The 20611-nt window shown below is 39.1% G+C and carries 19 protein-coding genes; 16 read left to right on the top strand and 3 right to left on the bottom strand.

The annotated features are described in order from the left end of the window. Nucleotides 1–8 precede the first annotated feature (8 nt). Nucleotides 9–743: a response regulator gene (locus AC1Z3S_RS07660; protein ID WP_461739863.1), complete on the bottom strand. Its 735-nt coding sequence runs from the start codon at nucleotides 741–743 to the stop codon at nucleotides 9–11. Next, a complete protein-coding gene (locus tag AC1Z3S_RS07655) occupies nucleotides 715–2268 on the bottom strand; it encodes a Spo0B domain-containing protein (protein WP_461739862.1) in 1554 nt (517 codons plus the stop codon). Before AC1Z3S_RS07655 ends, AC1Z3S_RS07660 begins: the two co-directional genes overlap by 29 nt. Before the next feature lie 563 nt (nucleotides 2269–2831). Here AC1Z3S_RS07655 and AC1Z3S_RS07650 point away from each other — a divergent pair. The 13 genes from AC1Z3S_RS07650 to AC1Z3S_RS07590 all read left to right on the top strand — a co-directional run bounded on the left by AC1Z3S_RS07650 (nucleotide 2832) and on the right by AC1Z3S_RS07590 (nucleotide 17353). Beyond that, nucleotides 2832–4169 (top strand): 2-hydroxycarboxylate transporter family protein, encoded by a 1338-nt coding sequence (locus AC1Z3S_RS07650; protein ID WP_461739861.1) that lies wholly within the window; start codon nucleotides 2832–2834, stop codon nucleotides 4167–4169. Between the two features lie 49 nt (nucleotides 4170–4218). Beyond that, the gene (locus tag AC1Z3S_RS07645) at nucleotides 4219–5391 is read left to right on the top strand and encodes an NAD(P)-dependent malic enzyme (RefSeq protein ID WP_461739860.1); all 1173 of its coding nucleotides are present in this window, start codon (nucleotides 4219–4221) and stop codon (nucleotides 5389–5391) included. Nucleotides 5392–5553: 162 nt separating this feature from the next. Further along, the gene (locus tag AC1Z3S_RS07640; protein ID WP_461739859.1) at nucleotides 5554–5919 is read left to right on the top strand and encodes a GntR family transcriptional regulator; all 366 of its coding nucleotides are present in this window, start codon (nucleotides 5554–5556) and stop codon (nucleotides 5917–5919) included. Beyond that, nucleotides 5916–6608, top strand: coding sequence for an ABC transporter ATP-binding protein (locus AC1Z3S_RS07635; protein ID WP_461739858.1), 693 nt, complete (start codon nucleotides 5916–5918; stop codon nucleotides 6606–6608). The genes AC1Z3S_RS07640 and AC1Z3S_RS07635 overlap by 4 nt, the downstream gene beginning before the upstream one ends. Continuing rightward, the gene (locus AC1Z3S_RS07630; RefSeq protein ID WP_461739857.1) at nucleotides 6608–7267 is read left to right on the top strand and encodes a hypothetical protein; all 660 of its coding nucleotides are present in this window, start codon (nucleotides 6608–6610) and stop codon (nucleotides 7265–7267) included. The genes AC1Z3S_RS07635 and AC1Z3S_RS07630 overlap by 1 nt, the downstream gene beginning before the upstream one ends. Continuing rightward, a complete protein-coding gene (locus AC1Z3S_RS07625) occupies nucleotides 7264–8007 on the top strand; it encodes a hypothetical protein (protein WP_461739856.1) in 744 nt (247 codons plus the stop codon). The genes AC1Z3S_RS07630 and AC1Z3S_RS07625 overlap by 4 nt, the downstream gene beginning before the upstream one ends. Next, on the top strand, nucleotides 8004–8912 hold the full coding sequence (locus AC1Z3S_RS07620) for an ABC transporter ATP-binding protein (protein ID WP_461739855.1): 909 nt from the start codon (nucleotides 8004–8006) through the stop codon (nucleotides 8910–8912). The genes AC1Z3S_RS07625 and AC1Z3S_RS07620 overlap by 4 nt, the downstream gene beginning before the upstream one ends. A 2-nt stretch (nucleotides 8913–8914) precedes the next feature. After that, the gene (locus AC1Z3S_RS07615) at nucleotides 8915–9718 is read left to right on the top strand and encodes an ABC transporter permease (RefSeq protein ID WP_461739854.1); all 804 of its coding nucleotides are present in this window, start codon (nucleotides 8915–8917) and stop codon (nucleotides 9716–9718) included. A gap of 641 nt (nucleotides 9719–10359) precedes the next feature. Beyond that, a complete protein-coding gene (locus AC1Z3S_RS07610; protein WP_461739853.1) occupies nucleotides 10360–11403 on the top strand; it encodes a GGDEF domain-containing protein in 1044 nt (347 codons plus the stop codon). Between the two features lie 62 nt (nucleotides 11404–11465). After that, entirely contained in the window at nucleotides 11466–12323 is an 858-nt protein-coding gene (locus tag AC1Z3S_RS07605; protein WP_461739852.1) for a glycosyltransferase, read from the top strand. Nucleotides 12324–12516: 193 nt separating this feature from the next. Further along, nucleotides 12517–14763 carry a glycosyltransferase family 2 protein gene (locus AC1Z3S_RS07600; protein WP_461739851.1) on the top strand — a complete coding sequence of 749 codons (2247 nt, stop codon included), beginning with the start codon at nucleotides 12517–12519 and terminating at the stop codon, nucleotides 14761–14763. Then, on the top strand, nucleotides 14738–16498 hold the full coding sequence (locus AC1Z3S_RS07595; protein ID WP_461739850.1) for a lantibiotic ABC transporter permease: 1761 nt from the start codon (nucleotides 14738–14740) through the stop codon (nucleotides 16496–16498). Before AC1Z3S_RS07600 ends, AC1Z3S_RS07595 begins: the two co-directional genes overlap by 26 nt. Before the next feature lie 117 nt (nucleotides 16499–16615). Then, on the top strand, nucleotides 16616–17353 hold the full coding sequence (locus AC1Z3S_RS07590) for an EAL domain-containing protein (protein WP_461739849.1): 738 nt from the start codon (nucleotides 16616–16618) through the stop codon (nucleotides 17351–17353). A 69-nt stretch (nucleotides 17354–17422) separates the two neighbouring features. Here AC1Z3S_RS07590 and AC1Z3S_RS07585 read toward each other — a convergent pair whose 3' ends face one another. Further along, a complete protein-coding gene (locus tag AC1Z3S_RS07585; protein WP_461739848.1) occupies nucleotides 17423–17770 on the bottom strand; it encodes a DUF2200 domain-containing protein in 348 nt (115 codons plus the stop codon). Nucleotides 17771–18190: 420 nt separating this feature from the next. Between AC1Z3S_RS07585 and AC1Z3S_RS07580 the strand changes: the two genes are divergently transcribed. The 3 genes from AC1Z3S_RS07580 to AC1Z3S_RS07570 all read left to right on the top strand — a co-directional run bounded on the left by AC1Z3S_RS07580 (nucleotide 18191) and on the right by AC1Z3S_RS07570 (nucleotide 20492). After that, nucleotides 18191–19111 (top strand): ROK family protein, encoded by a 921-nt coding sequence (locus tag AC1Z3S_RS07580; protein WP_461739847.1) that lies wholly within the window; start codon nucleotides 18191–18193, stop codon nucleotides 19109–19111. A 98-nt stretch (nucleotides 19112–19209) separates the two neighbouring features. Next, nucleotides 19210–19926: a DUF2087 domain-containing protein gene (locus AC1Z3S_RS07575; RefSeq protein WP_461739846.1), complete on the top strand. Its 717-nt coding sequence runs from the start codon at nucleotides 19210–19212 to the stop codon at nucleotides 19924–19926. A gap of 164 nt (nucleotides 19927–20090) precedes the next feature. Next, nucleotides 20091–20492 (top strand): hypothetical protein, encoded by a 402-nt coding sequence (locus AC1Z3S_RS07570; RefSeq protein ID WP_461739845.1) that lies wholly within the window; start codon nucleotides 20091–20093, stop codon nucleotides 20490–20492. The last annotated feature ends 119 nt before the right edge of the window (nucleotides 20493–20611 follow it).

Genomic DNA, 20611 nt, shown 5'->3' with positions numbered 1-20611 from the left:
TGTCCTCACTAATCCTTTGTCAAGCCTTCTAAATAAGTCATGAAGGGGCTAGTTACTTCAACGAGCTGAAAGACTTGATAAGGCCGGCCAATTTTACGATAAATGGTTTCTGATTTGACTATTTGCTGGCTTTCTAAAAACTGGACATACTTTCTTACGGAAACATGGGAAAGCCCGATTTTTTCAGAGAGCTCTAAGATAGTAAAGGCGCCATCGAATTGGCGTATAGCTGCAAAAATCAGTCCTAAAGTTGCTTCCGTTAAGCCTTTTTCTAATTCAAAGGATTCATGTGTTGCCGCCACTTGAGGTTTTGTAGCTGCTGCTTGAAACAAGGCATCGACTTTTGCTTGTGGCAGTGTGTCTGTAGTTAGCAGCTGTTGTTTTTCTAAAAAACGCAGATAGCTCTCTTGAAAACGCTCGAAGGTAAAGGGCTTAATCAGATAGTCTAAAATTCCCAGATGGCTGGCTTCTTTGATGTAGTGAACTTCGGTAGCCGCACTGATTAAAATTACTTCACCGGCAAAATTTTGCTGGCGCAATTCTCTTAACACGGTTAAGCCATTTTCCTGGCCCAAATGAATATCCAAGAGCAATAAGTCGATTTCTTTTTCAGCGAGAATGTTTTCAGCGGCTGTTGCATTCAAGCTGACAATGACTTCAGCTGAGGCATCAATTTTTTCTAAATAGCTTTTATGAATAAATTGCACCATCGGATCATCTTCTAAAATTAAAATGCTGGTCATCCATCTCACCTCGATATAAAGTTATAATTTTTAGCTGCAACCATTGCTGCTGATAGTCCCACTGAATCTCTCCATGACCATCCTTCAATAAACGGACAAAGAAGGGGGCCTGCAAAGCATTTTCCAACGCTTTGACAAATGTTTCATCCGCCACTAAAGCATATTCGCTAGTCAAAGTTTGCTGCTGATAAGTTAATTGAAGCAGCAGCTCATCTGGCATCTGCTGTTCAGAAAAGAAATGATGCAGATAGCGGTAAATATTCAAAATTGTGTCGGTTTCAAAGGTGTGGGAATTACTGGGGATTTCCGGTGTGACCTCAATCCACAGTTGACAATTTTTTTCTGAAAAAGCTTGGCGCTCTCCTAAGAGGAAGGCTGCAAAAATTGGATTTTGCACCAAGAGGGCCAAACGATGAGTCAGCTCCCGCTCCGGTTGAATAATATCCGTTAGATAATCATTTAATTCCTGATGAGCGCCCAAATCAGCAAGCCCATAAATCACATGCAGCTTATTCATAAATTCGTGGGATTGGCTTTGCAAAGCCAAAGCATAACGACTAGTGTTAGATAATTGGTCGGCTAAAAATAAAGTTTCCGTTGTGTTTTCTAAAAAGACAATATAACCTACTTGGCGCCTGACTATAATCGGCGCCACTGAAAAGAAGAAATCTTCCCCTTCTTGTTGATAGAATTGTTTAGTTTTTTGCTGGAAATTAAGCTTGTCCAGATGATAAATGATAACAGAAAGCGGCTGGCCGACTAAAGCTGTCTCAGTTTTTTTCTGAAGTTGATACATCTGTTGGGCTTGATTATTCGCCAGTAAAATATTTTTTTGCATGTCGATGACCAGTACGACATTTTCCGTTTCATTCAGCATGGCATTTCGTTCTTCTAATAAACGAGAAATTTCTTTTGGTTCCAGATTATGGAGCTGATTTTTTAAGTAATAGGCCACGATAAATGAGATTAACAGCCCCACGGCAACACTGGCGACTAGAGCTGTCGTATAATTTTGCTGAGAATTTTCAATTAAGGTCGATAAATTGGTTAAGGTAATCCCCAAAGCAACTACCCCAATTTGCTGACCATCTTCGGCAAATACGGGAACAAATCCCCGTAGGCTTTCGCCTAAGCTGCCTTCACTAGTTGATAGATGTTCATTTCCCGCTAGAGCAGGGGATTCATCGCCGCCGATAAAGGGCTGCCCAATCTGCGTTTCATCTGGATGGGTCAAGCGGATTCCCTGCATATCCATAATCACCGCAAAATCCAGTTCATAGGATTGACTGATTCGTAATGTTAATTCCTGTAATTCAGTAGAAGAGGTGTCAGCTTGCAAAGCTTCAATGACTTGCGGTTCTTTGGCCAGCATTCGCCCAGTTGCCAACAAAAGATTTTCTTCGTTTTGTTGCACTTCACGATTTTGTTGCAAAAGGGTCAGCAGATAAAAAAGTGTCAGGGTGCACAGTAAAGTTGCAATAAAGATTGTAGCTAATAAAGTCCATAAGCGAATTCCCTTTTTCATCTTGACTCCTTTCTGTCAGCTGTTGCTGGGTATTTTTTTGTTAGTTATTAGTTAAAAGTAGCTTTTTGATTTAGGCACGTTTCGCCTAATTTTTGCAAAGATAATATCTAAACCTACTTTGTGAGTGTCGTGGCTCAGTAAACCCGTGAGACTCACAAGACCTATTTTTTGGTAAGTCTGATGAAATCAAATTTTAAACCCACAATAATTGCTAGCGTTTTTGATTTGATTGTAAAAAAACTTTTAAAAATTATTTTTGAATAGGTTGTATCTTAGCCGGCGTAAAGGGGGAACACAATAAAAGTGCAGTCTACATTTTTAATATTTGCAGAATGAGTAGCTCTCCGGGAAATTATACCATATCAATTAAATAAGTTTCATTTAGTTAAGTTAATTAAATAAAGTGTTTTTTTCGAGCTCTGCCGATTATGATAGGGCTATCAGAAAGAGCTTACATTTTTGGAGGCAGAGTTGAAAAGTTAATCAAATTCTAGCAATCAAAAGTGGATAATCTATCAGTTAAGCCAAACCGATTCAGCAAAAGCAAATTAGGAGGAAAGAAAATGGAAACAAAATTACAACAAACCAGTATCAGCCAAAAGCCGCTTGTTGAGAAAAAATGGTGGCAGAAGATTCAAGTTGGTTCTGTCTCACTGCCAGTCTACTGCGCTTTATCGGCAGTCATATTCGCAACGGCTTTACTGCAACAATTACCTGTTAATATGCTCGGCGGTTTTGCCGTAATTTTAACTTTAGGGTGGTTACTGGGCACAATTGGCGGTAATATCCCAATTATTAAAAACTTTGGCGGTCCAGCAATTTTTTCTTTACTTGTTCCTTCGATTTTAGTTTTTTTCAATTTTGTAAATCAAAACGTATTAGACAGCGCCAATATTTTAATGCGGGAAGCTAATTTCTTATATTTTTACATCGCTTGTCTCGTTTGCGGCAGTATTCTAGGCATGAATCGCAAAATTTTGGTGCAGGGATTAATGCGCATGATTATCCCGATGCTAATTGGCATGATAGCAGCGATGGGTGTTGGCACTTTGGTCGGCGTTCTTTTAGGGATGGACTGGCAGCACACATTGTTTTTCATCGTCACTCCGGTTTTAGCTGGCGGTATCGGTGAAGGGATTTTGCCGCTGTCTCTTGGGTATAGCGCAATCACGGGCATTGCGAGTGAACAGCTGGTGGCCCAATTAATTCCGGCGACAATTATTGGTAACTTTTTTGCTATCATGTGTACGGCTCTCTTAAGTCGCTTAGGAGAAAAAAGACCTGAGCTTTCTGGTCAAGGTCAGCTGTTACGCTTTAATAAAAAGAACAAAGATGATTTAAGTGACGCTTTGGATGAAACGGATGATCCGATTGATATTAAAAAAATGGGGGCCGGTGTCCTGACTGCCTGTACGTTATTTATTCTCGGTGGTCTATTAGAACATTTAACTGGTTTTCCGGGACCGGTTTTGATGATTGTCGCAGCAGCTTTGTTAAAATATGTTAATATAGTACCTGTAGATACCCAAAAAGGTTCGAAGATGTTGTATAAGTTTATTTCAGGTAATTTCACCTTTCCTTTGATGGCTGGTTTAGGATTGTTGTATATTCCTTTGAAGGATGTGGTCGGCGCCTTGACTTGGCAGTATTTTATCATTGTCATCAGCGTTGTTTTCACGGTAATTGTCACTGGTTTTTTTGTTTCCCGTTTTATGAATATGAATCCTGTCGAAGCGGCAATTATTTCAGCCTGTCAAAGCGGTATGGGAGGAACTGGGGATGTTGCGATTTTAAGTACAGCTGATCGGATGAACTTAATGCCTTTTGCGCAAGTTGCTACTCGTTTAGGTGGTGCCATCACCGTTATTTCCATGACCGCAATTTTACGGATGATTTTTTAAGCGGCTAATTAAAAATTTTGAAAAAATAACCATTTTGGAGGAAATTGAAATGACACAAACAACAAAAAAAGATGTGAAGGAAATGGCCCTAGAACAGGCTAAAAAAAATGGCGGTAAGTTAGAAGTTGTTCCTAAAGTTGCTATCAACAATAAAGAAGATTTAAGTATTGCTTATACACCGGGAGTGGCCGCTGTTTCTTCAGCGATTGCTGAAAATCGTGAGCTGGCCTACGAGCTGACAACGAAAAAAAATACCGTAGCGGTGGTTAGCGACGGTACGGCTGTTTTGGGACTAGGCGATATCGGTCCAGAAGCAGCGATGCCCGTCATGGAAGGCAAGGCAGCGTTGTTCAAACGATTTGCCGATGTGGACTCGATTCCAATCGTTTTAGATACTAAAGATGTGGAAGAAATTATTCAGACCGTTAAATTAATTGCGCCAACCTTTGGCGGAATTAATTTAGAAGACATCAGTGCTCCCCGCTGTTTTGAAATTGAGCAGCGTTTGATTGAAGAATTGGATATTCCGGTTTTTCATGATGATCAGCATGGCACTGGAATTGTCGTCTTAGCCGCGTTATACAATGCTTTAAAGTTGGTAGACAAGAAAATTGATGAAATCAAAGTGGTAGTGAACGGCGGCGGTTCGGCGGGCTTGTCAATTACCCGCACCTTTATGGCAGCCGGTGTTAAACATATTGTCGTGGTGGACCGCTTCGGCATTTTAAACGAAAATGAAGATGCTGAATACAATCCTTATCATCAAGAGATTGCGAAAGTGACTAATCGGGAACACTTGTCTGGTGATTTATCTGTGGCTTTAAAAGATGCATATGTTTTTGTTGGGGTTTCAGCGCCGGGTGCTTTAAAAGCAGAGTGGATTTCTGAAATGGCAGCTCAACCAATTATCTTTGCGATGGCTAATCCGACACCGGAAATTTTCCCTGATGAAGCATTAGCTGCTGGTGCTTATGTTGTCGGAACTGGCCGCAGTGATTTTCCAAATCAGATTAATAACGTGCTGGCTTTTCCAGGAATTTTCCGTGGAGCGATGGATGCCCGAGCTACTAAAATTACTATGGAGATGAAAGTTGCCGCAGCGAAGGGGATTGCTAGTTTAGTCAAACCAGAAGAGTTGACTACAACTTATATCATCCCAGATGCCTTTAATGAAAATGTCGCTAAAGTTGTCGCGAAAAGTGTTAGCGAAGCTGTTCAATAAAACCGAAATTAAAGCCGTTAAAATTATTCCACGGAATAATTTTAACGGCTTTTTTTGTCTGCCTTTGTATAATTCAAATTATTTATTATTTAAAATTGATTGACAAAAAATTATCATGGTGTATTATTGTGTTAGTACACTAGTTTATTAGGAGGCGAAGGTGTGAATTTTGTCGAGGACCGTCCGATTTATTTACAAATCATGGATGAAATTATTCAACAAATTATTACCGGTAAATTGCAGCCGGGGGAAAAAGTTATGGCGGTGCGGGAAATGGCCGTTGAAATGTCGACTAATCCCAATACGGTGCAACGTTCGTTACAAGAATTAGAGCGGATGGGGATTTTATTTTCTGAGCGGGGCAAAGGACGTTTTGTCACTGAAGATCAATGGGTATTAACAAATTTAAATCAACAAAAAATTACCCAAGTGATTACCGATTATTTGTCACAAATGGAGCAATTAGGTTTTACCGCAGCGGAGGCGCTGGAAAAAATGCAGAGGTTTATTGAGGAGGAAAGCAAATGAGTTTTGTTGAGGTGCAACAGGTCAGCTATCGCAAAGGTGGCAAAGAAATCTTTAAAAATTTGAATTTCAATTTAGAAAAAGGCCGGATCATTGCCTTATTGGGGGAAAACGGTTCAGGGAAAACGACGATTATGCGTTTGCTTTCCGGCTTAGCCCTTAATTGGAGGGGAAAGATTAACGTTGACAATGCGGAGCTTTCTTATAAAACCAAAAATCACGTCGCTTTTTTAGTTGATTTAAAAGATTTTTCTAAAGAATTTACCGTTAAACAGGTTTTGGACTTTTATCACCGTTTTTATGCGGATTATTCAGAAGAGAGAGCTCAGGATTTAATAGTTTTTATGGAGCTGGATGTTAACGCTAAAATCAAAACACTATCAAAGGGACAACAGGAAAAAGTCGCCCTAGTTGCCACCTTAGCCCGCAAGGCGGCCATTTATTTATTGGACGAACCTTTGAGCGGAATTGATTTATTAACTCGTGAGAAAATTATTCAATCTTTACTGCGCTGGTTTGAAGAGGACAGCTTGCTGTTAATTACCACCCATCAAATGGCAGAAATTGAAAATATTGTCGATGAAGTGATGATTTTAAAGGATCAGGAAATTGTTTTACACCAAAGCATTGAAAAATTGCGGGAAGAGCGGGGGCTTGGTTTAGAAAGTCTGTATCGGGAGGTGCTGGGCTGATGAAGTGGTTAAGTTTTTTGCTCAATAAGCAAATAGCCAGCCTTTATGGCACTGGCGTCTTTGCTACTATTGTTTATTTTATTGCAAATTTGTGGGGATATTATCATTCTAATGGGCAGTTTTTAACTGCTACTTCAGTCGTTTTAATTGTGTTGATGATGTCACAATTTTTATATTATGATGGTCGGCGCTTCTTTCAATTTTTCTCTGACCGCAAAGTTCGGTTATTAGCTGCTTCTGCCGTCAAATTATATGTCATCAATGTGGCTTTAACGGTGATTAATCTTTTCCTTTTGGTTGGATTATTAGTTTTCTTAATGGGGTTTAGCCATTTAATTGTCTATCAGACTTTCCTGATTCCCAATTTGGAGATAGCGGGACCAAAAATTTGGTTGATTGTTTTTGGATTTTATTTAATGATGTTATTTCTATTTTTATTAGTTAATTCAATCTGGCAGGGAAGTAGCAAGCTTGGCTCATTGGTCAAACTGTTGCTTTTGGGCATCGTAATTTGGGTCTTATTAGGCTTTTTAGGCAATATAGTTTTACCAGAGCTTTCGGCGATTGGCTTGCTACTAGTTTATCTATTATTTTTGGTTATTTCTTTGGTCGGTTCTGTCTATTTAATTGGCCATTATATTGAGGGGGAAATGCGATGATTACACTTTGGCAGCAGCTTTTGCTTGAGAGAAAGAAAAGATATATTTTGACAGGAATTGTGTTGGTGTTGGTTGCTGGCTTTGCGTGGTTTCAATTTCAAAAAAATGAATTTGATCCCCTCGAGTACGGTTTTGATGTCGCAACATATCCCATTTATTTATTAATGCCAGTTGTTTATTTTCTGGCTTACGAGAATGAAGAAATTTTTAAAGCATGGAGCAAAGCTCGTTTGCGGCTTTTGCCTATCAGCAATTTGAAGTTTTTGCTTGGTAATGTTTTGCTTGGTCTGTTCGGTTTTTTAGGCTGGAGTGCAGTCACGTATCTTGTATGGTACGGGGTGGGCAGTATCAGCGGAGTTATTAGTTTGCCGAGTGTTGGGGCGATGACTTATGTATTTATTATGGCGGTGGATCTTTTTTTAGGAGTCACGATGATGATTCAATCAATTGGCTTAGTTTCTAAAAGCATCACGGATTTTTGGCCTCGCCGCGGCAAAAAGGCTATCAGATTTTTGTTGATTGTGCTTTTATTTTCACTAATAGTTATCTTAACCAGTTTCCTACCGGGAATGCCGAATTTATACGGAGGAACAACAGAATTTGGTTTTGATATTGGCATCTCTACTTTAAATACTAAAGATGGCTTGATTTTTATCTATGATGCAGTCCAAGTCATTTTGATGGCAATAGTATCATACTTTTGCTTGGAGAAATTTTACGAAGGGGGCCAGCAAGCATGACAAGTGTTTTAAAAATCGAGAAGCTCTCTAAAACAATTGCTCGAAGGAAAATTATCCAACAGGCCAGCTTTGAGGTAAAAGCTGGTCAGGTTGTGGGACTTTTAGGGCCGAATGGAGCGGGGAAAACGACATTGATTCGACTAATTGTTGGCTTGATGGAATATCAGCAGGGAAACATTACTGTGGCCGGTCTAGAAATGAATCGGCAATATAAAGAAGCGATTGCCCGTGTCGGGGCGATTGTTGAAAATCCAGAATTTTATAATTACTTAAGTGGCTATGATAATTTATTGCAATATTTGCGGATGGCGAAAAATCCGCTGACTAAATCTCAGCTGACGGCTTTAATTCGAGATGTACACTTGGAAAAATATATTTTACAAAAAGTCAAAACTTATTCTCTAGGGATGCGCCAACGCTTAGGAATTGCGCAAGCTCTTTTACATCAACCGGATTTACTAGTGTTGGATGAGCCGATGAATGGTTTAGACCCAAAGGGGTTGCAGGAGTTTCGCAAAATGATTGCTGAGTTGAAAAATCGTGGTATTAGCGTGTTAATCTCTAGTCATCAGTTGAGTGATATTGAACAGATGGCTGATCACTTAGTTGTTTTACAAAAAGGTCAGGTCACACATCAACTGGCGATGAGTGAGCTGCAGTTTGGTGAAAAACGATTAATAATAGATACAGATAATAATCTGAAAGCCGCTGCTGTCTTGCAAGATTTTGTTTGTGGCGAAGTCTTGCAAGAAAATCAACAACTACTTGTTCAATTAAAAAATAGCATTCCTGAAGAGGTTGCTAAAATTTTGGTTCAAGCTGGCATCGGCATAAAAGAATTGCGGCCGCAAGTAACTAGTTTAGAAGCAACGTTCTTAAAATGGACCGCTGAAGGAGGCTTGTAAAGATGACCGTTTTAATTAAAAATGAATTGATTAAGTTAAATAAAAAAAATTCCACATGGATAATGTTAGGAATTTTAGTGGCACTAACCTTTGCCATGGCGTATTTAGTTTCACTGGGGAGCTCTGACTATGCTGCCAATGATGTCTTTGAGACGCTGAGTCAGATGACTTCTGTGCTAAATTTAGTTGTAGTAATCGTGGCGGCTTCCTCTTTAGCTGAAGAATTTAGTCGTGGGACCATCAAGTTTTTATTGATTCGTCCCTTTAGCCGCAGTCAAATTGTGGCTGCAAAATACTTGGCTTGTTTGCTGTTTGGTCTTTTTGGCACTGCCGTTTTATTTTTAGTTAGCTTATTGAGTAGCAATCTATTTTTGACAACGCAGTCTCCCTTGGTGGAATCTGTTTGGATGCCGGGGTGGAGTAGCTTGGCGGTGGCTTTGGCTTATGCCGCAACCAATTTATTATTGATTGTTTTGTATTTGGCAATTACAATTTTTATTTCTGCGGTGATGCGCTCACAGAGTTTAGCTGTGGCGATTGGTATCGGCGCCCTTTTTGGCAGCTCAGTGGTTAATCTGCTGTTAGCTTTTCCGATGCAAAATCACTCATGGTTAAAATGGAACATGTTTAATATGTTAAACATCAAAGATAAACTGTCAGAATTTTCCGGGACCAGTTCGCTACCAGCAAATTTAAATTTATATTTGAATTACTGGCAAATGGCGGCCGGCCTGTTGGTTTATGGCTTAATATTTTATCTGTTGACAATTTTCTTCTTTAAAAAAAGAGACGTAGCGTTAAATTAGTTTAATTTATTTACTACTAAAAAGTCCTAAGACTGCAGGCATTGTTTTAAAAGTTGTAAGAGCCAACTTTTAAAGAGCCTTTGCAGTATAGGGCTTTTTTTGTGTTCAGCAGTTGGCTTGTTTAGCTAATGTTGAGAAGTTCTCTAAAAGAAGGTGATAAAAAATCTGATCTGCATTCTGTTAGATTTTTGAAAATCATTTTGCAGAGCGTGATAAACAAAAGAATGAAAAGCTGCGTCTTTAAACGTAAAGTTACTTGAGATTTTTAAACCTATGAATGACTAGCAAGAGGCTTGTGGCTTGCAACTGACTGGAAGGCAAGTAGCTATCATTACTATAGAAATAAGATTCCCACCTGCAGAAATCGTTTTCAATAATAAGTGTTATTTTAATCTTTCAAAAAATATGCAAATCATAAAAAAATGAATGAGATTCTGAGTTCTTAAAATTGCTGGGAAATAGTTATCATGGTAATCTTACCTAGAGTTAATTTTAACAAAAAAATTAATTACTTTTGAGAAAAAAACGCATTTAAAAATTAAGTTAGTTATATTATTGAATTTTATTCAATAGTTAAATGATAATTCGGCTGATTATGAGCGAATTTGCCAAAATCAGTAGTAAAAAAGGAGAAGATGCTGGTGTTACTCAATATTTTTGCGAATATAGGCATTATTATTTTAAATATTTATTTGATTTTTCGCTTAAATAGTGAATTTGAAGCACGGGGATATTCATCATTAAAGAAAATAGTCTTTTTTATTTTACTTGAAACATTGGTGGGCGTTTTACTGATGCAATTTTCCAATGTACTGATTAATGTGCGGGTTGATTTTCGCTTTCTATTATTTGCCTTGGCGTTAAAATATCTCGGCTGGAAAATCTCCCTACCGACGATTTTCTTAGTTGCCTTGGCCCGTTTTTTATTCGACATGAGTAGCGCGGCTTGGGTTAATATCGGCGTGGCTTTCTTTTTGATTGTGACGATGCCGTTGGTATTTAACTTTTTGATGAAGCACTTTAGTAATTTGGGCCAGTTGTTGTGGCTGCAGACGTATACAATTTTAGTTGTGTTAGTTCCCACTGGAATTTTACTAGACGAGCTGCTGGAAATGCTGGCGATAAATGCCATCATGCTGGCTTTGGGATCTGGTCTGACTATTTTTCTTTACTTCGTTTATGAGGATGTGGAAAAAGTTTTCAGCCTAGTCAATATTGATGAGTTAACTCGATTGGGAAACGTCCGCAAGTTTCAAAAGGACAGCAGTCAATTTGAAAATCAGGGAAAACGTTGTTCGATGATTATGTTGGATATTGATCATTTCAAATACTTTAATGATACCTATGGCCATCATGTTGGAGATATTGTCTTAAAGGAAGTCTCGCAAATTTTTCTTGATTTAGCCAATCCCCATGCGAGTTTTTATCGGGTTGGCGGGGAGGAATTTGTTGTTTTAATTGCCGATAATCGTGATTTTGGTGCTTTTGAATTTGCCAATAAAATTTATCAGCAGCTAGCGCTTTTAGAAATTGATTACGGAATGACTGAAAAGCTAAAAGTAACTGCGTCAATGGGGGTCGCCCATCAGGGAGTCCTTGAGGAAATCAATCGGACGCTAGCACGGGCCGATGGCGCTTTGTATACTGCGAAAAATTCAGGTCGAAATCAAATCGTTATTGCTTAGACAAAATACTTTTGCAAGTTATCTATTAATAAGTATGTAGTGAATCAAAAGGAGTGAGACAAATGAATCCAGCAGAGACAGTTGTTGTGATCCCGTCATTGGAACCGGACGGCAAGCTAATTCAGCTTTTGAAAAATATTCGTCAACATAATCGCCAACTGCCCATCTTAATTATTAATGATGGCAGCGGACCGGCCTATCAACCGATTTTTCAAGAGGCGGTAACGGATTATCAAGCGAACTTGATTAATTTTTCAGAAAATCAAGGGAAGGGGGCCGCTTTAAAAAAGGCGATGGCGGTTATTCAAGCCGATTATCCCAATTCAAAGCAGATGGTGACAATTGATTCAGATGGTCAGCACAGCTATGAAGATATGATGAAGTGTGTTGCGTTTGCGGTGGAAAATCCGGATGCCTTGGTATTAGGTACCCGCAGCTTTGGAAAAGAGGTCCCCTTTAGAAGTAAATTCGGTAATATTTTAACCCGCAATATTTTGCGCTTGACGACAGGCATTAATATAGAAGACACGCAGACAGGCCTACGAGTGATTCCAGTGAGTATGATGGCGGACTTTGAGCAGGTAGCGGGTGATCGTTTTGAGTATGAAACCAATATGCTGATTGAAACTAAGAAAAATCAGTGGCCGCTTTTAACCCAGCCGATTTCGACGATCTATTTAGAGGAAAATGCTTCTTCGCATTTTCGCGTGATTGCCGACTCAGTCGCCATATACGGAATTTTTTTCAAATACCTGCTCTCCTCAGTCGCTTCATTTTTAGTTGATGTGGTTGCCTATGCCATTTTAATTCATTTATTAACGAATCTAACACTATCAGCTATTTTATTAGCGTCGATTGGCGCTCGGATTATTTCGGCGATTTTCAATTATTTTGTCAATCGGGAATTGGTTTTCAATTAAGACAGCTCTTATAGCCTGGTGAAATATTTTAGCTTAGTGGTTATTCAAATTGTGACCTCAGCTTTGATTGTTTACCTACTGCATCTATTATTAGGAGTCAATAGCACAGTTATTTTAAAAATTGTCGTGGACAGCCTACTCTTTTTCCTCAGCTATCAGATTCAAAAAAAATATATTTTTAGAGGGTGACCCCATGTCAAAATACAAAGTTCCTAGAAAGCTGATTTACATTCTTGCCTTTTTCTTTTCTATTATTTATTTGGTTTGGCGGGGCGTTTACACGTTACCCTTTGGTGGTTCTTTATTTGCCCTTATTTTTGGAATCTTGCTCTGGTTTAGTGAAATTATTTCCAATTTCACCGCTGTGATTTTGATTTGGAGCAAAAATAAAGCCAAGCAAATTGAAAAGCCGGAGATTGCGGCTACAGAGTATCCCCATGTCGATGTTTTGATTGCCACTCATAATGAAGAGGTACCGTTACTTTTAAAAACGGTCAATGCCGCAGTCAACATGCATTATCCGGATAAAAGTAAAGTCCATATTTATTTTTCAGACGATACCAATCGCCCTGAGGTCAAGGAGTTGGCGGAAAAATTTGCTGTTGGCTATTTAGGTTTAGAAAATAACCAACATGCTAAATCCGGTAATCTCAACAATGCTTTGGCCCATACAACATCGCCTTTAGTCGCCACCTTCGACGCAGATATGATTCCCTATTCAGATTTTTTAATGGAGACAGTGCCTTACTTTGTTGGAAATGCCAAAGAGCGGGCCGAAGACGACCGAATCAAACCAATCGGGCTCGTCCAGACGCCGCAAAGTTTTTACAACGCTGATTTATTTCAGTTTAATTTATTTTCCGAGGCTTCGATTCCTAATGAGCAGGATTTCTTTTCTAGAGAAGTCAACATCTTAAATAATGCTCATGATGCGGCGATTTACACTGGCTCAAACACGGTGATTGCCAGAGAAGCGATTGAAGCGGTGGGGGGCTTTCCAACTGATACGATTACCGAGGATTTTGAATTGGGCGCATTGATTAATACAAAGGGCTATAAAAATATTTCTACCTTGGAACCGATGGCTAGCGGCTTGACACCGACGGATATTCCTAGCGTTTTAAAACAGCGAATTCGTTGGGGCCGCGGCGTCGTCCAAAGTGTGCGCAATCTGCATATTTTAACTAATAAAAATTTGACGCTGCAGCAAAAATTAGTTTATCTAAATGGCTTCTTGTACTGGTGGTCTTTTTTCCGCCGCTTACTCTATATTTTAGCGCCGATTCTCTTTACCGTTTTCGGTGTGATGGTAGTGGACACAAACTTTTGGAATCTCTTGCTTTTTTGGCTGCCTAGCTATTACTTTTTACATTTGGCGATGCAGGATTTATCCAGCGACATCCGCACCCAACGTTGGGGGGAAGTTCAGGAAACGATTTTTGCGCCCTTTCTGATTTTGCCGATTTTTTTACAAACCATCGGCATCAAGGAAACAAAATTTAAAGTGACTAATAAAAATGCCAAGCAATCAAAGCGAGATTATCTTTATGTGTTGCCTCATTTAATTTTGTGGGTGCTGACAGTAGTGGGATTGGTCAGTTTTAACTATGGCAAATACGGTTCTGAAATTTTCTACGGAGCTGTGATTACGTTTTGGCTGCTGACTCATTTGTTTAACTTAACATTTTCAGTTTTGTTTTATTTAGGACGGCCGATTTATCGCAAAAATGAACGCTTCCTAGCTGAAAATCAGGTGACTGTCAGCTGCCAAGATCAGTCCTATGACTTGAAGACTAAAAATATTTCTGAGGATGGTTTGTCCTTTGTCAGCACGATACCTCTTTATTTTCCAGAAGATGCACTGCTTAATTTTTCGATAAAAAAAGGCGATTATCAAACGGAGCTGACTGGAAAAATAGTTCGGGTCTACCGAGAAGAAGAGGATTGGGTTTATGGTGTCGCTTTGTCAGAGATGACAGAGGCTGTTTATCTGGTCTATCTGCAAATTATTTATGATGGATTTAATCGCAGCTTGCCGCAATTTCGTGATCCTTGGGTAACGCCCTTTGATTTGTTTTTCGCCAACCTAAAAGAACGGCTGCAACACTTTGGCAAAAAAAGACCAGCTGCTAGTGCCCAGCCGACGATTCCTTTAAATCAAGTGATACAGCTGACCAATTTTGATGTGCTTTTACGGGATTTTGATTACCAGACAGTCAGTTTTGCGGCGGCTGAAAATTTGAAGGAACTGCAAAACATTCAATTGCAGATTGATGAAGTGTCCTTTGATTTAGAATTTTTAGGGCAGACAGACAAAGGGGATTACCGCTATCGAGTGGCTAATCTCAATGACATCATTCAAACAGCGTCGTTTAAAAAATTAATCCACAAGTGGGTAGAAAAGGGTGACGAAAGTGATACTAACAGTTTTGCGTATTAGTCTATTAATAGTTGCCCTTTATGGCTGGGCGGTCTTTTTTCGAGAAGACTTAAAATTTAACGCCAAAGTTAGCTGGCTAGCTGGGATTGCGGCAATTATTTGGGTCTTATATTTGGCTGCTTATCTGAGTCTGTTAGCAATTGCCGGCTATCTGTTATTTGCCGCTGGAATTTTGCGGGCCGCCGTTTATCTTTTTCAAGGCTGGCGCAAGAAAAGTTTGCATCTACCACCTTTAGATACTTTAAGAATTTGGTTAGTTTTTTACTTTTTATTATTTGCTTATACCTTATTGCAAAGCCATCTGGTTCACTATGATAATTTTTCCCATTGGGCGACAATCGTCAAATTTTTATATGCGGAAGGCCGCCTGCCGACAGCGGCGGACACGATTATCAGCTTTACTTCTTATCCGATGGGCAGTTCTCTGTTTGTTTATTTTGGCACACTGATTGCCGGCTTTGGTGATAATGTCATGCTACTGACGCAATTTATTTTAATCTTCAGCTGCTTTTATGCCTTTTTTGCCATTGTTAGAGATGAAAGCCGGACGTTGATTATCACCATGATGTTCAGTTTTATCGCTGTTTTTAATTATTTCAATATTGCGATTCGCATGAATAATTTATTGGTGGATTTTCTCTTGCCGTTACTGACTTTAGCCGGGATTGCCGGCATTTATAAAATGCAGCGGCAGCTGATGCAGATGACCAGCTACACGATTTTAATCGTCGGAGCCTTGAGTATCGTAAAAAATAGTGCGCTATTTTTTGTAGCGATTCTGTTGATTTATTATCTTTCACGAGTCGTCTTACTGTGGAAATTTAGAAAAAATAAATTTCAGCTGGTTGGTGTCAGTCTGCTGACGATGCTTGCGGCAATTGCACCTTACTTAGTGTGGAGCCGTCATGTAGCGGCGACCTTTACTGAATCTAAACACGAGGTTAGCTTAAGTTCGTATCAAGAAATTTTTAGCGAAAAGGGCAGCCAGACCATCAGCCAAATTGGTTCGGTCTTTTTGAAAACTATTGCAAGTTTAAGTACACCTTCTACGCAGGGGATTTTGTTGGCAAACTTATTGATTCTCGGAGCTTTTTTAGTAATTCGTTTTCGTTTGCATCGTAAAAATAGTCTGCTGCGTTATTGGGGGATTATGAATGTGATTGTTGTCAGCTATTATCTTGGAATTTACGCCATGTTTCTTTTTTCAATGCCCACAGACGAAGCCCTGACCTTGGCAGGCTTTGAGCGTTATGCTTCCAGTATTGTTATTTTTGCGTTAGGCTTGGTGATGTTTGTTTTAGCCAGAGAAATTGATTATTCATTTTTCGAGCAAAATATTGCTGTTCGCAGCTTTAGAAGTTTCAAATCTTTGAAAACGAAAAAATGGTACCAGTATTTTACTTTGGGTTTGTTATTCTTTGCGACCTTAATGATTTTATCGGAAAATAATGGCATGATGTACAACAATGCCACCTTTGAAGATTCAATCCCAGCGCAATATCAAGAAGTAACCGGCAATCAAATGACGTTGAATCAGCAAAAATATCTAGTCGTTTCCACCGATCAAACAGATGTGGATAGCTATCTAGTCGGCTATGTCGGCTCTTATTATTTATTTTCCGCTAACGTCACCGGACAAGAAAATTTTGTGCTGGATGATCAAGCCTTTATCGATTTATTAAACCAATATGATCAATTGGTAATTTTAGAAGATCACTATACCTTTGACGCATGACCGAAAAACTGTACGGCTTCACATTAGAGCCGGGGGTTTACAATATTGAAGAAACATTTGGTCAAACGAGCGCTAGTTAAACGCAGCAAAAGATATTTAGAAATAGGGGGAAAGCAAATGGCATTGCATTTAGAAGAGGAACTCGCTGATTTTTATTTTGTGTTTCAGCCGATTTTTCAAGTGAATAAAGAAGGTCAGCCGCAGGTATTAAAATATGAACTCTTGCTCCGCAGTAAAAGCCATCCCGGATTTCCCTTCCAAGTTTTTCAAGCGATGATTGCCACGCAAGAGCATAACCGTCAGCTGATGGACTGGTATTTTAGCAAAATCAGTCAGGTTTTAGAGGAAAAAACCTTTGCCTTCGGGTTCAATCTCGACCCGCAGCAGCTACGTTATCCTGAGACTTTAGAAATGTTGGAGAAACTGGCTGGCAAGTTTTCAGTGGCTAACGTGACAGTTGAAGTGACGGAGCATTATTATCAAAATGTGGCGGACATGGAGCTAGAAATAAAAAAACTCGTGCAGACGGTCAAAAAGATTAAGGGCTTAGGCTTTCAAATTGCCTTTGATGATGTCAGCAGCGGCTTAAATGATTTTGAGCTAGTCTCACAATGCTTAGGGGACATTGATACAATCAAGTTATCTTTGCTCTCCTTTAAAGAATTGAGCTTTGCTGAAATTTTTTGGATCACCCAAACGTGGCAAAAAATTGCCGTCAAGCATCAGTTGCGCCTGATTGTCGAAGGCATTGACAATCGCCAGACCTTCGACTTTTTACTGGAAAATGGAATTGTTTATCAACAGGGCTTTCTATTTGGTCAGCCGCTGGATTATCTAGACTTAGAGCAAGTGTAAAGATTTTATCTAAAAAAACTCCCTAGTCAATCTCAGAATAATGAGATTGATTAGGGAGTTTTGCTTGGCCTAGCGGAGAATTTTTTCCATTTTTTTACCCTTGGCTAATTCATCAACCAGTTTGTCCAAATAGCGGATTTCCTGCATTAGTGGTTCTTGAATGTCCTCCACCCGCACACCGCAAATCACGCCTTTGATTAAACGACGATCTGGGTTGAGTTCTGGTGCTTCAGCGAAAAATTCAGTAAAGGTTGTTTCCCGTTGAATCTGCTCTTGTAGTTGCTCAGGGGTGTAACCAGTCAACCACTGGAGAATTTCCTGCAGTTCAGCAACCGTCCGCTCTTTTCTTTCAACTTTTTTAACATATAAAGGATAGACGCTAGCAAAGCTCATCTGATAAATTTTGGGAGTAGCCATAATAACCTCCAAGTCTTTTTTTATAGTATAAGCGATTGGCAATTCGATGGGAATTATTTTGCAACTTGTCTGAGAAAGTGCGAGGAATCTTTGGGGGAAATAGAGCAAAAAAAATTTTGTGTCCTTTAAAGAAAAATGCTGTAAACCCTTTAAGTTATATTATAATGAAATGAGCAATTAAAATTTTTAGAAAAAAGGACTGCTCCTTTTAAGAGACTATCAGAGAAAAGCTTTGGTTATTCTATTTAGTTTTTCAGAGAGTTTGATTCAGTATAGAACTATTCGACTAGTTTCACACAAAGAAATAAATTATCAGAAATTTTTTGTAATCAAAAGCTAGTTAAAGATGGACATTTATATTTTTCTCTGAAAATACAAAAAGGTACAGGTTACCGATAAAATTGAAATGGAGATGGGTAAATGTATGTAGGAATTGATATTGGCGGCACAAGTATTAAATATGGTTTAGTCAATGTAGCGGGTCAGGTGAGTCAAAGCGGAAAAATTAAGACAGATCACTCTCTTGAAGGACTATTAAATGATTTGACTGCCATCATTACAGAGTTTCAAAAGGAAGAGCAAGTTGAAGGCGTTGGAATTAGCGCTCCAGGAATTATTCAAAGTGATGGCTTTATGACTACCGGCGGAGCGATTCGTGAATTGTATGGCGTGAATTTAAAGGAATTGATTGAAAAAAGAGTTCAGCTGCCGATTTTTGTTGAGAATGATGCCAATGCAGCGGCAATTGCCGAGCAATGGGTAGGCAATGCCCAGGGCAAAATGAATTACCTTTGCGTTGTGATAGGCACTGGCATGGGAGGCGGCATTATTATCAATGATCAAATTTATCGGGGCGCCCATGGTATGGCTGGCGAGTTTGGTTTTATGGTTACTAAAGATGTAGTAGATGCCAATGATGTTGAGGCGGCTTCCCTGAATCAAACAGCTTCCGTTATCGGTGGTATTTGTAATCAATATAATAAATTGCAACCGGATGCTGAACCGATTTTCAGCTCAGAAAAAATTATGGAGCTGGCGGAAGCAAAGGATGCCAATGCGGTCAAAGTGATGGCTAATTTTTATCATAATCTAGGTGTTGGTCTGCTTAATTTAATTTCTTGTTTTGACCCTGAAGTAGTTTTAATTGGTGGCGGTATCAGTGAGAACCAACAATTTATGGAAAATCTGAGGAGTTCTTTAACTGACCTAGAAACCAATCATCAAAGTATTAAATTTCTGATGGATAAAACCTTTGCTGAGGTCCTGCCGGCCAAATTAAAAAACAATGCTGGCTTGATTGGCGCAGTTTATCAAGTTCATAAAGTTGTCCAAGGAAAATAAAAGATTGCTGCGGCAGTCTTTTTGTTTTGCTTTTGTTTATTTATTTGTAGATAAAATTTCAGTTTGATTGTATAATTACCAACAAAGGAGGTTTTTGTATGCAACAATTGACTTCGGAAATTATTGAGGCCGGCTATTTTGAAGAAGCGGCCGAGTTGGTGTGTTTATTTTGCGGTGCGAGCTATTTAAAAGAAGAAATTTTTGCTGAGGATGGTCGTTTTTTCACGAGCCGCTACCAAATGCAACAGCACATTTCAAAGGTTCATGGAGGAGTCCTCAAGGCTGTTTTAAATCTGCCCCAAGAGGCCACGGGAATTTCAGCGACCCAAAAAAATATTTTAAGTTTGTTTGCTGTCGACTTAACGGATGAGGAAATTGCCCAGCAATTAGCGGTCAGTACCTCAACTATTCGCAATCATCGTTTCAAACTAAAGGAGAAAAAACGTCAGGCCCAATACTTTTTGGCGGTTATGGCGCAATTAGAAAGGAGCAACAAAAAAATGCAGGCAGAAGAAATCAGTATTGCCAATTATGATGATCGGTTCAATATTTCTGAAAAAGAGCGGCAGAAGGTCTTGCAAAACTTTTTAGATGAAAAGGGGTGGGCGGAAACTATTCCCAGTAAAGAAAAAAGTAAGATTATTCTTTTGCAAAAACTAATTGGCGAGTTTAACGAAGAAAAAACGTATACCGAGGCCCAAGTCAATCAAATTATCCAACAGATGTTTGCGGACTTTGTCAGTGTCCGCCGTTACCTGATTCAGTACGGCTTTTTAGGTCGAACAAAAGACGGTCAGAAATATTGGCGGATTTAAACTGAAAATCGCTCAAATTCAAAAAATAATTGAATCTTGAGGTTTATTAGTTAATCTCAAAAAAATTTGCCATGGAAAAGAACTTCTGCTTGACTTAAAGTCCACTTCAGGCCTTACACTGAGGGAAATAATACGCAAAGGTTCAATTAAATGAGGGAAGCAAGATGATTTATAAATGGCAAGTTAAAGAATCCAAGCTGATGATTCAGATGGGAGATACGCTATCTGAAATCGCAATCGAGTCAGAGATTCTTTTGAAGGTCAAGGGCTGCAGTTTGCAGACACCAATCTATTTTGAAAAAAATAAGCTGGAAAACTATTATTTCTCCGATCCAGTCTGCATGAATTTAACTGGAGCTGTCAAAGAATATTCTTCTGTGGGGGATGTTAGTTATTTTCCCAATAGCCAATGCATTGGCATTGCACTGGCAGATGAGGAGCTGACGTTAGGTGTGCCCCGCATCAAAATCGGCCGCATTAAAGGCAGCCTTTTAAAGCTGCAGACTTTGGCAACGTATGAAGAAGCCATCGTCTATTGGGATGTAAAGTTTATTAAGCAGTTGTGAAAGTGGCAATCAGGAAAGTGGCAATCACAAAGAAGCTTTCTTCATAATGTTTAAATTTAGCTACTTAGTTTAATTAACCACTTAGTTTAATTGAGGAAATTCTTCAAGATATATCTGCT

It is taken from the genome of Enterococcus sp. LJL90 (assembly GCF_056924355.1).
This window is presented reverse-complemented; position numbering and strand designations above follow the sequence as displayed.

Bases quoted from the DNA above. Each gene is read 5' to 3' on its own strand.
- AC1Z3S_RS07570 (WP_461739845.1), top strand. From the start codon at position 20,091: ATGATTTATAAATGGCAAGTTAAAGAATCCAAGCTGATGATTCAGATG.
- AC1Z3S_RS07655 (WP_461739862.1), bottom strand. From the start codon at position 2,268: ATGAAAAAGGGAATTCGCTTATGGACTTTATTAGCTACAATCTTTATT.
- AC1Z3S_RS07660 (WP_461739863.1), bottom strand. From the start codon at position 743: ATGACCAGCATTTTAATTTTAGAAGATGATCCGATGGTGCAATTTATT.
- AC1Z3S_RS07590 (WP_461739849.1), top strand. From the start codon at position 16,616: ATGGCATTGCATTTAGAAGAGGAACTCGCTGATTTTTATTTTGTGTTT.
- AC1Z3S_RS07625 (WP_461739856.1), top strand. From the start codon at position 7,264: ATGATTACACTTTGGCAGCAGCTTTTGCTTGAGAGAAAGAAAAGATAT.
- AC1Z3S_RS07615 (WP_461739854.1), top strand. From the start codon at position 8,915: ATGACCGTTTTAATTAAAAATGAATTGATTAAGTTAAATAAAAAAAAT.
- AC1Z3S_RS07620 (WP_461739855.1), top strand. From the start codon at position 8,004: ATGACAAGTGTTTTAAAAATCGAGAAGCTCTCTAAAACAATTGCTCGA.
- AC1Z3S_RS07645 (WP_461739860.1), top strand. From the start codon at position 4,219: ATGACACAAACAACAAAAAAAGATGTGAAGGAAATGGCCCTAGAACAG.
- AC1Z3S_RS07600 (WP_461739851.1), top strand. From the start codon at position 12,517: ATGTCAAAATACAAAGTTCCTAGAAAGCTGATTTACATTCTTGCCTTT.
- AC1Z3S_RS07575 (WP_461739846.1), top strand. From the start codon at position 19,210: ATGCAACAATTGACTTCGGAAATTATTGAGGCCGGCTATTTTGAAGAA.
- AC1Z3S_RS07580 (WP_461739847.1), top strand. From the start codon at position 18,191: ATGTATGTAGGAATTGATATTGGCGGCACAAGTATTAAATATGGTTTA.
- AC1Z3S_RS07605 (WP_461739852.1), top strand. From the start codon at position 11,466: ATGAATCCAGCAGAGACAGTTGTTGTGATCCCGTCATTGGAACCGGAC.
- AC1Z3S_RS07650 (WP_461739861.1), top strand. From the start codon at position 2,832: ATGGAAACAAAATTACAACAAACCAGTATCAGCCAAAAGCCGCTTGTT.
- AC1Z3S_RS07635 (WP_461739858.1), top strand. From the start codon at position 5,916: ATGAGTTTTGTTGAGGTGCAACAGGTCAGCTATCGCAAAGGTGGCAAA.
- AC1Z3S_RS07630 (WP_461739857.1), top strand. From the start codon at position 6,608: ATGAAGTGGTTAAGTTTTTTGCTCAATAAGCAAATAGCCAGCCTTTAT.
- AC1Z3S_RS07585 (WP_461739848.1), bottom strand. From the start codon at position 17,770: ATGGCTACTCCCAAAATTTATCAGATGAGCTTTGCTAGCGTCTATCCT.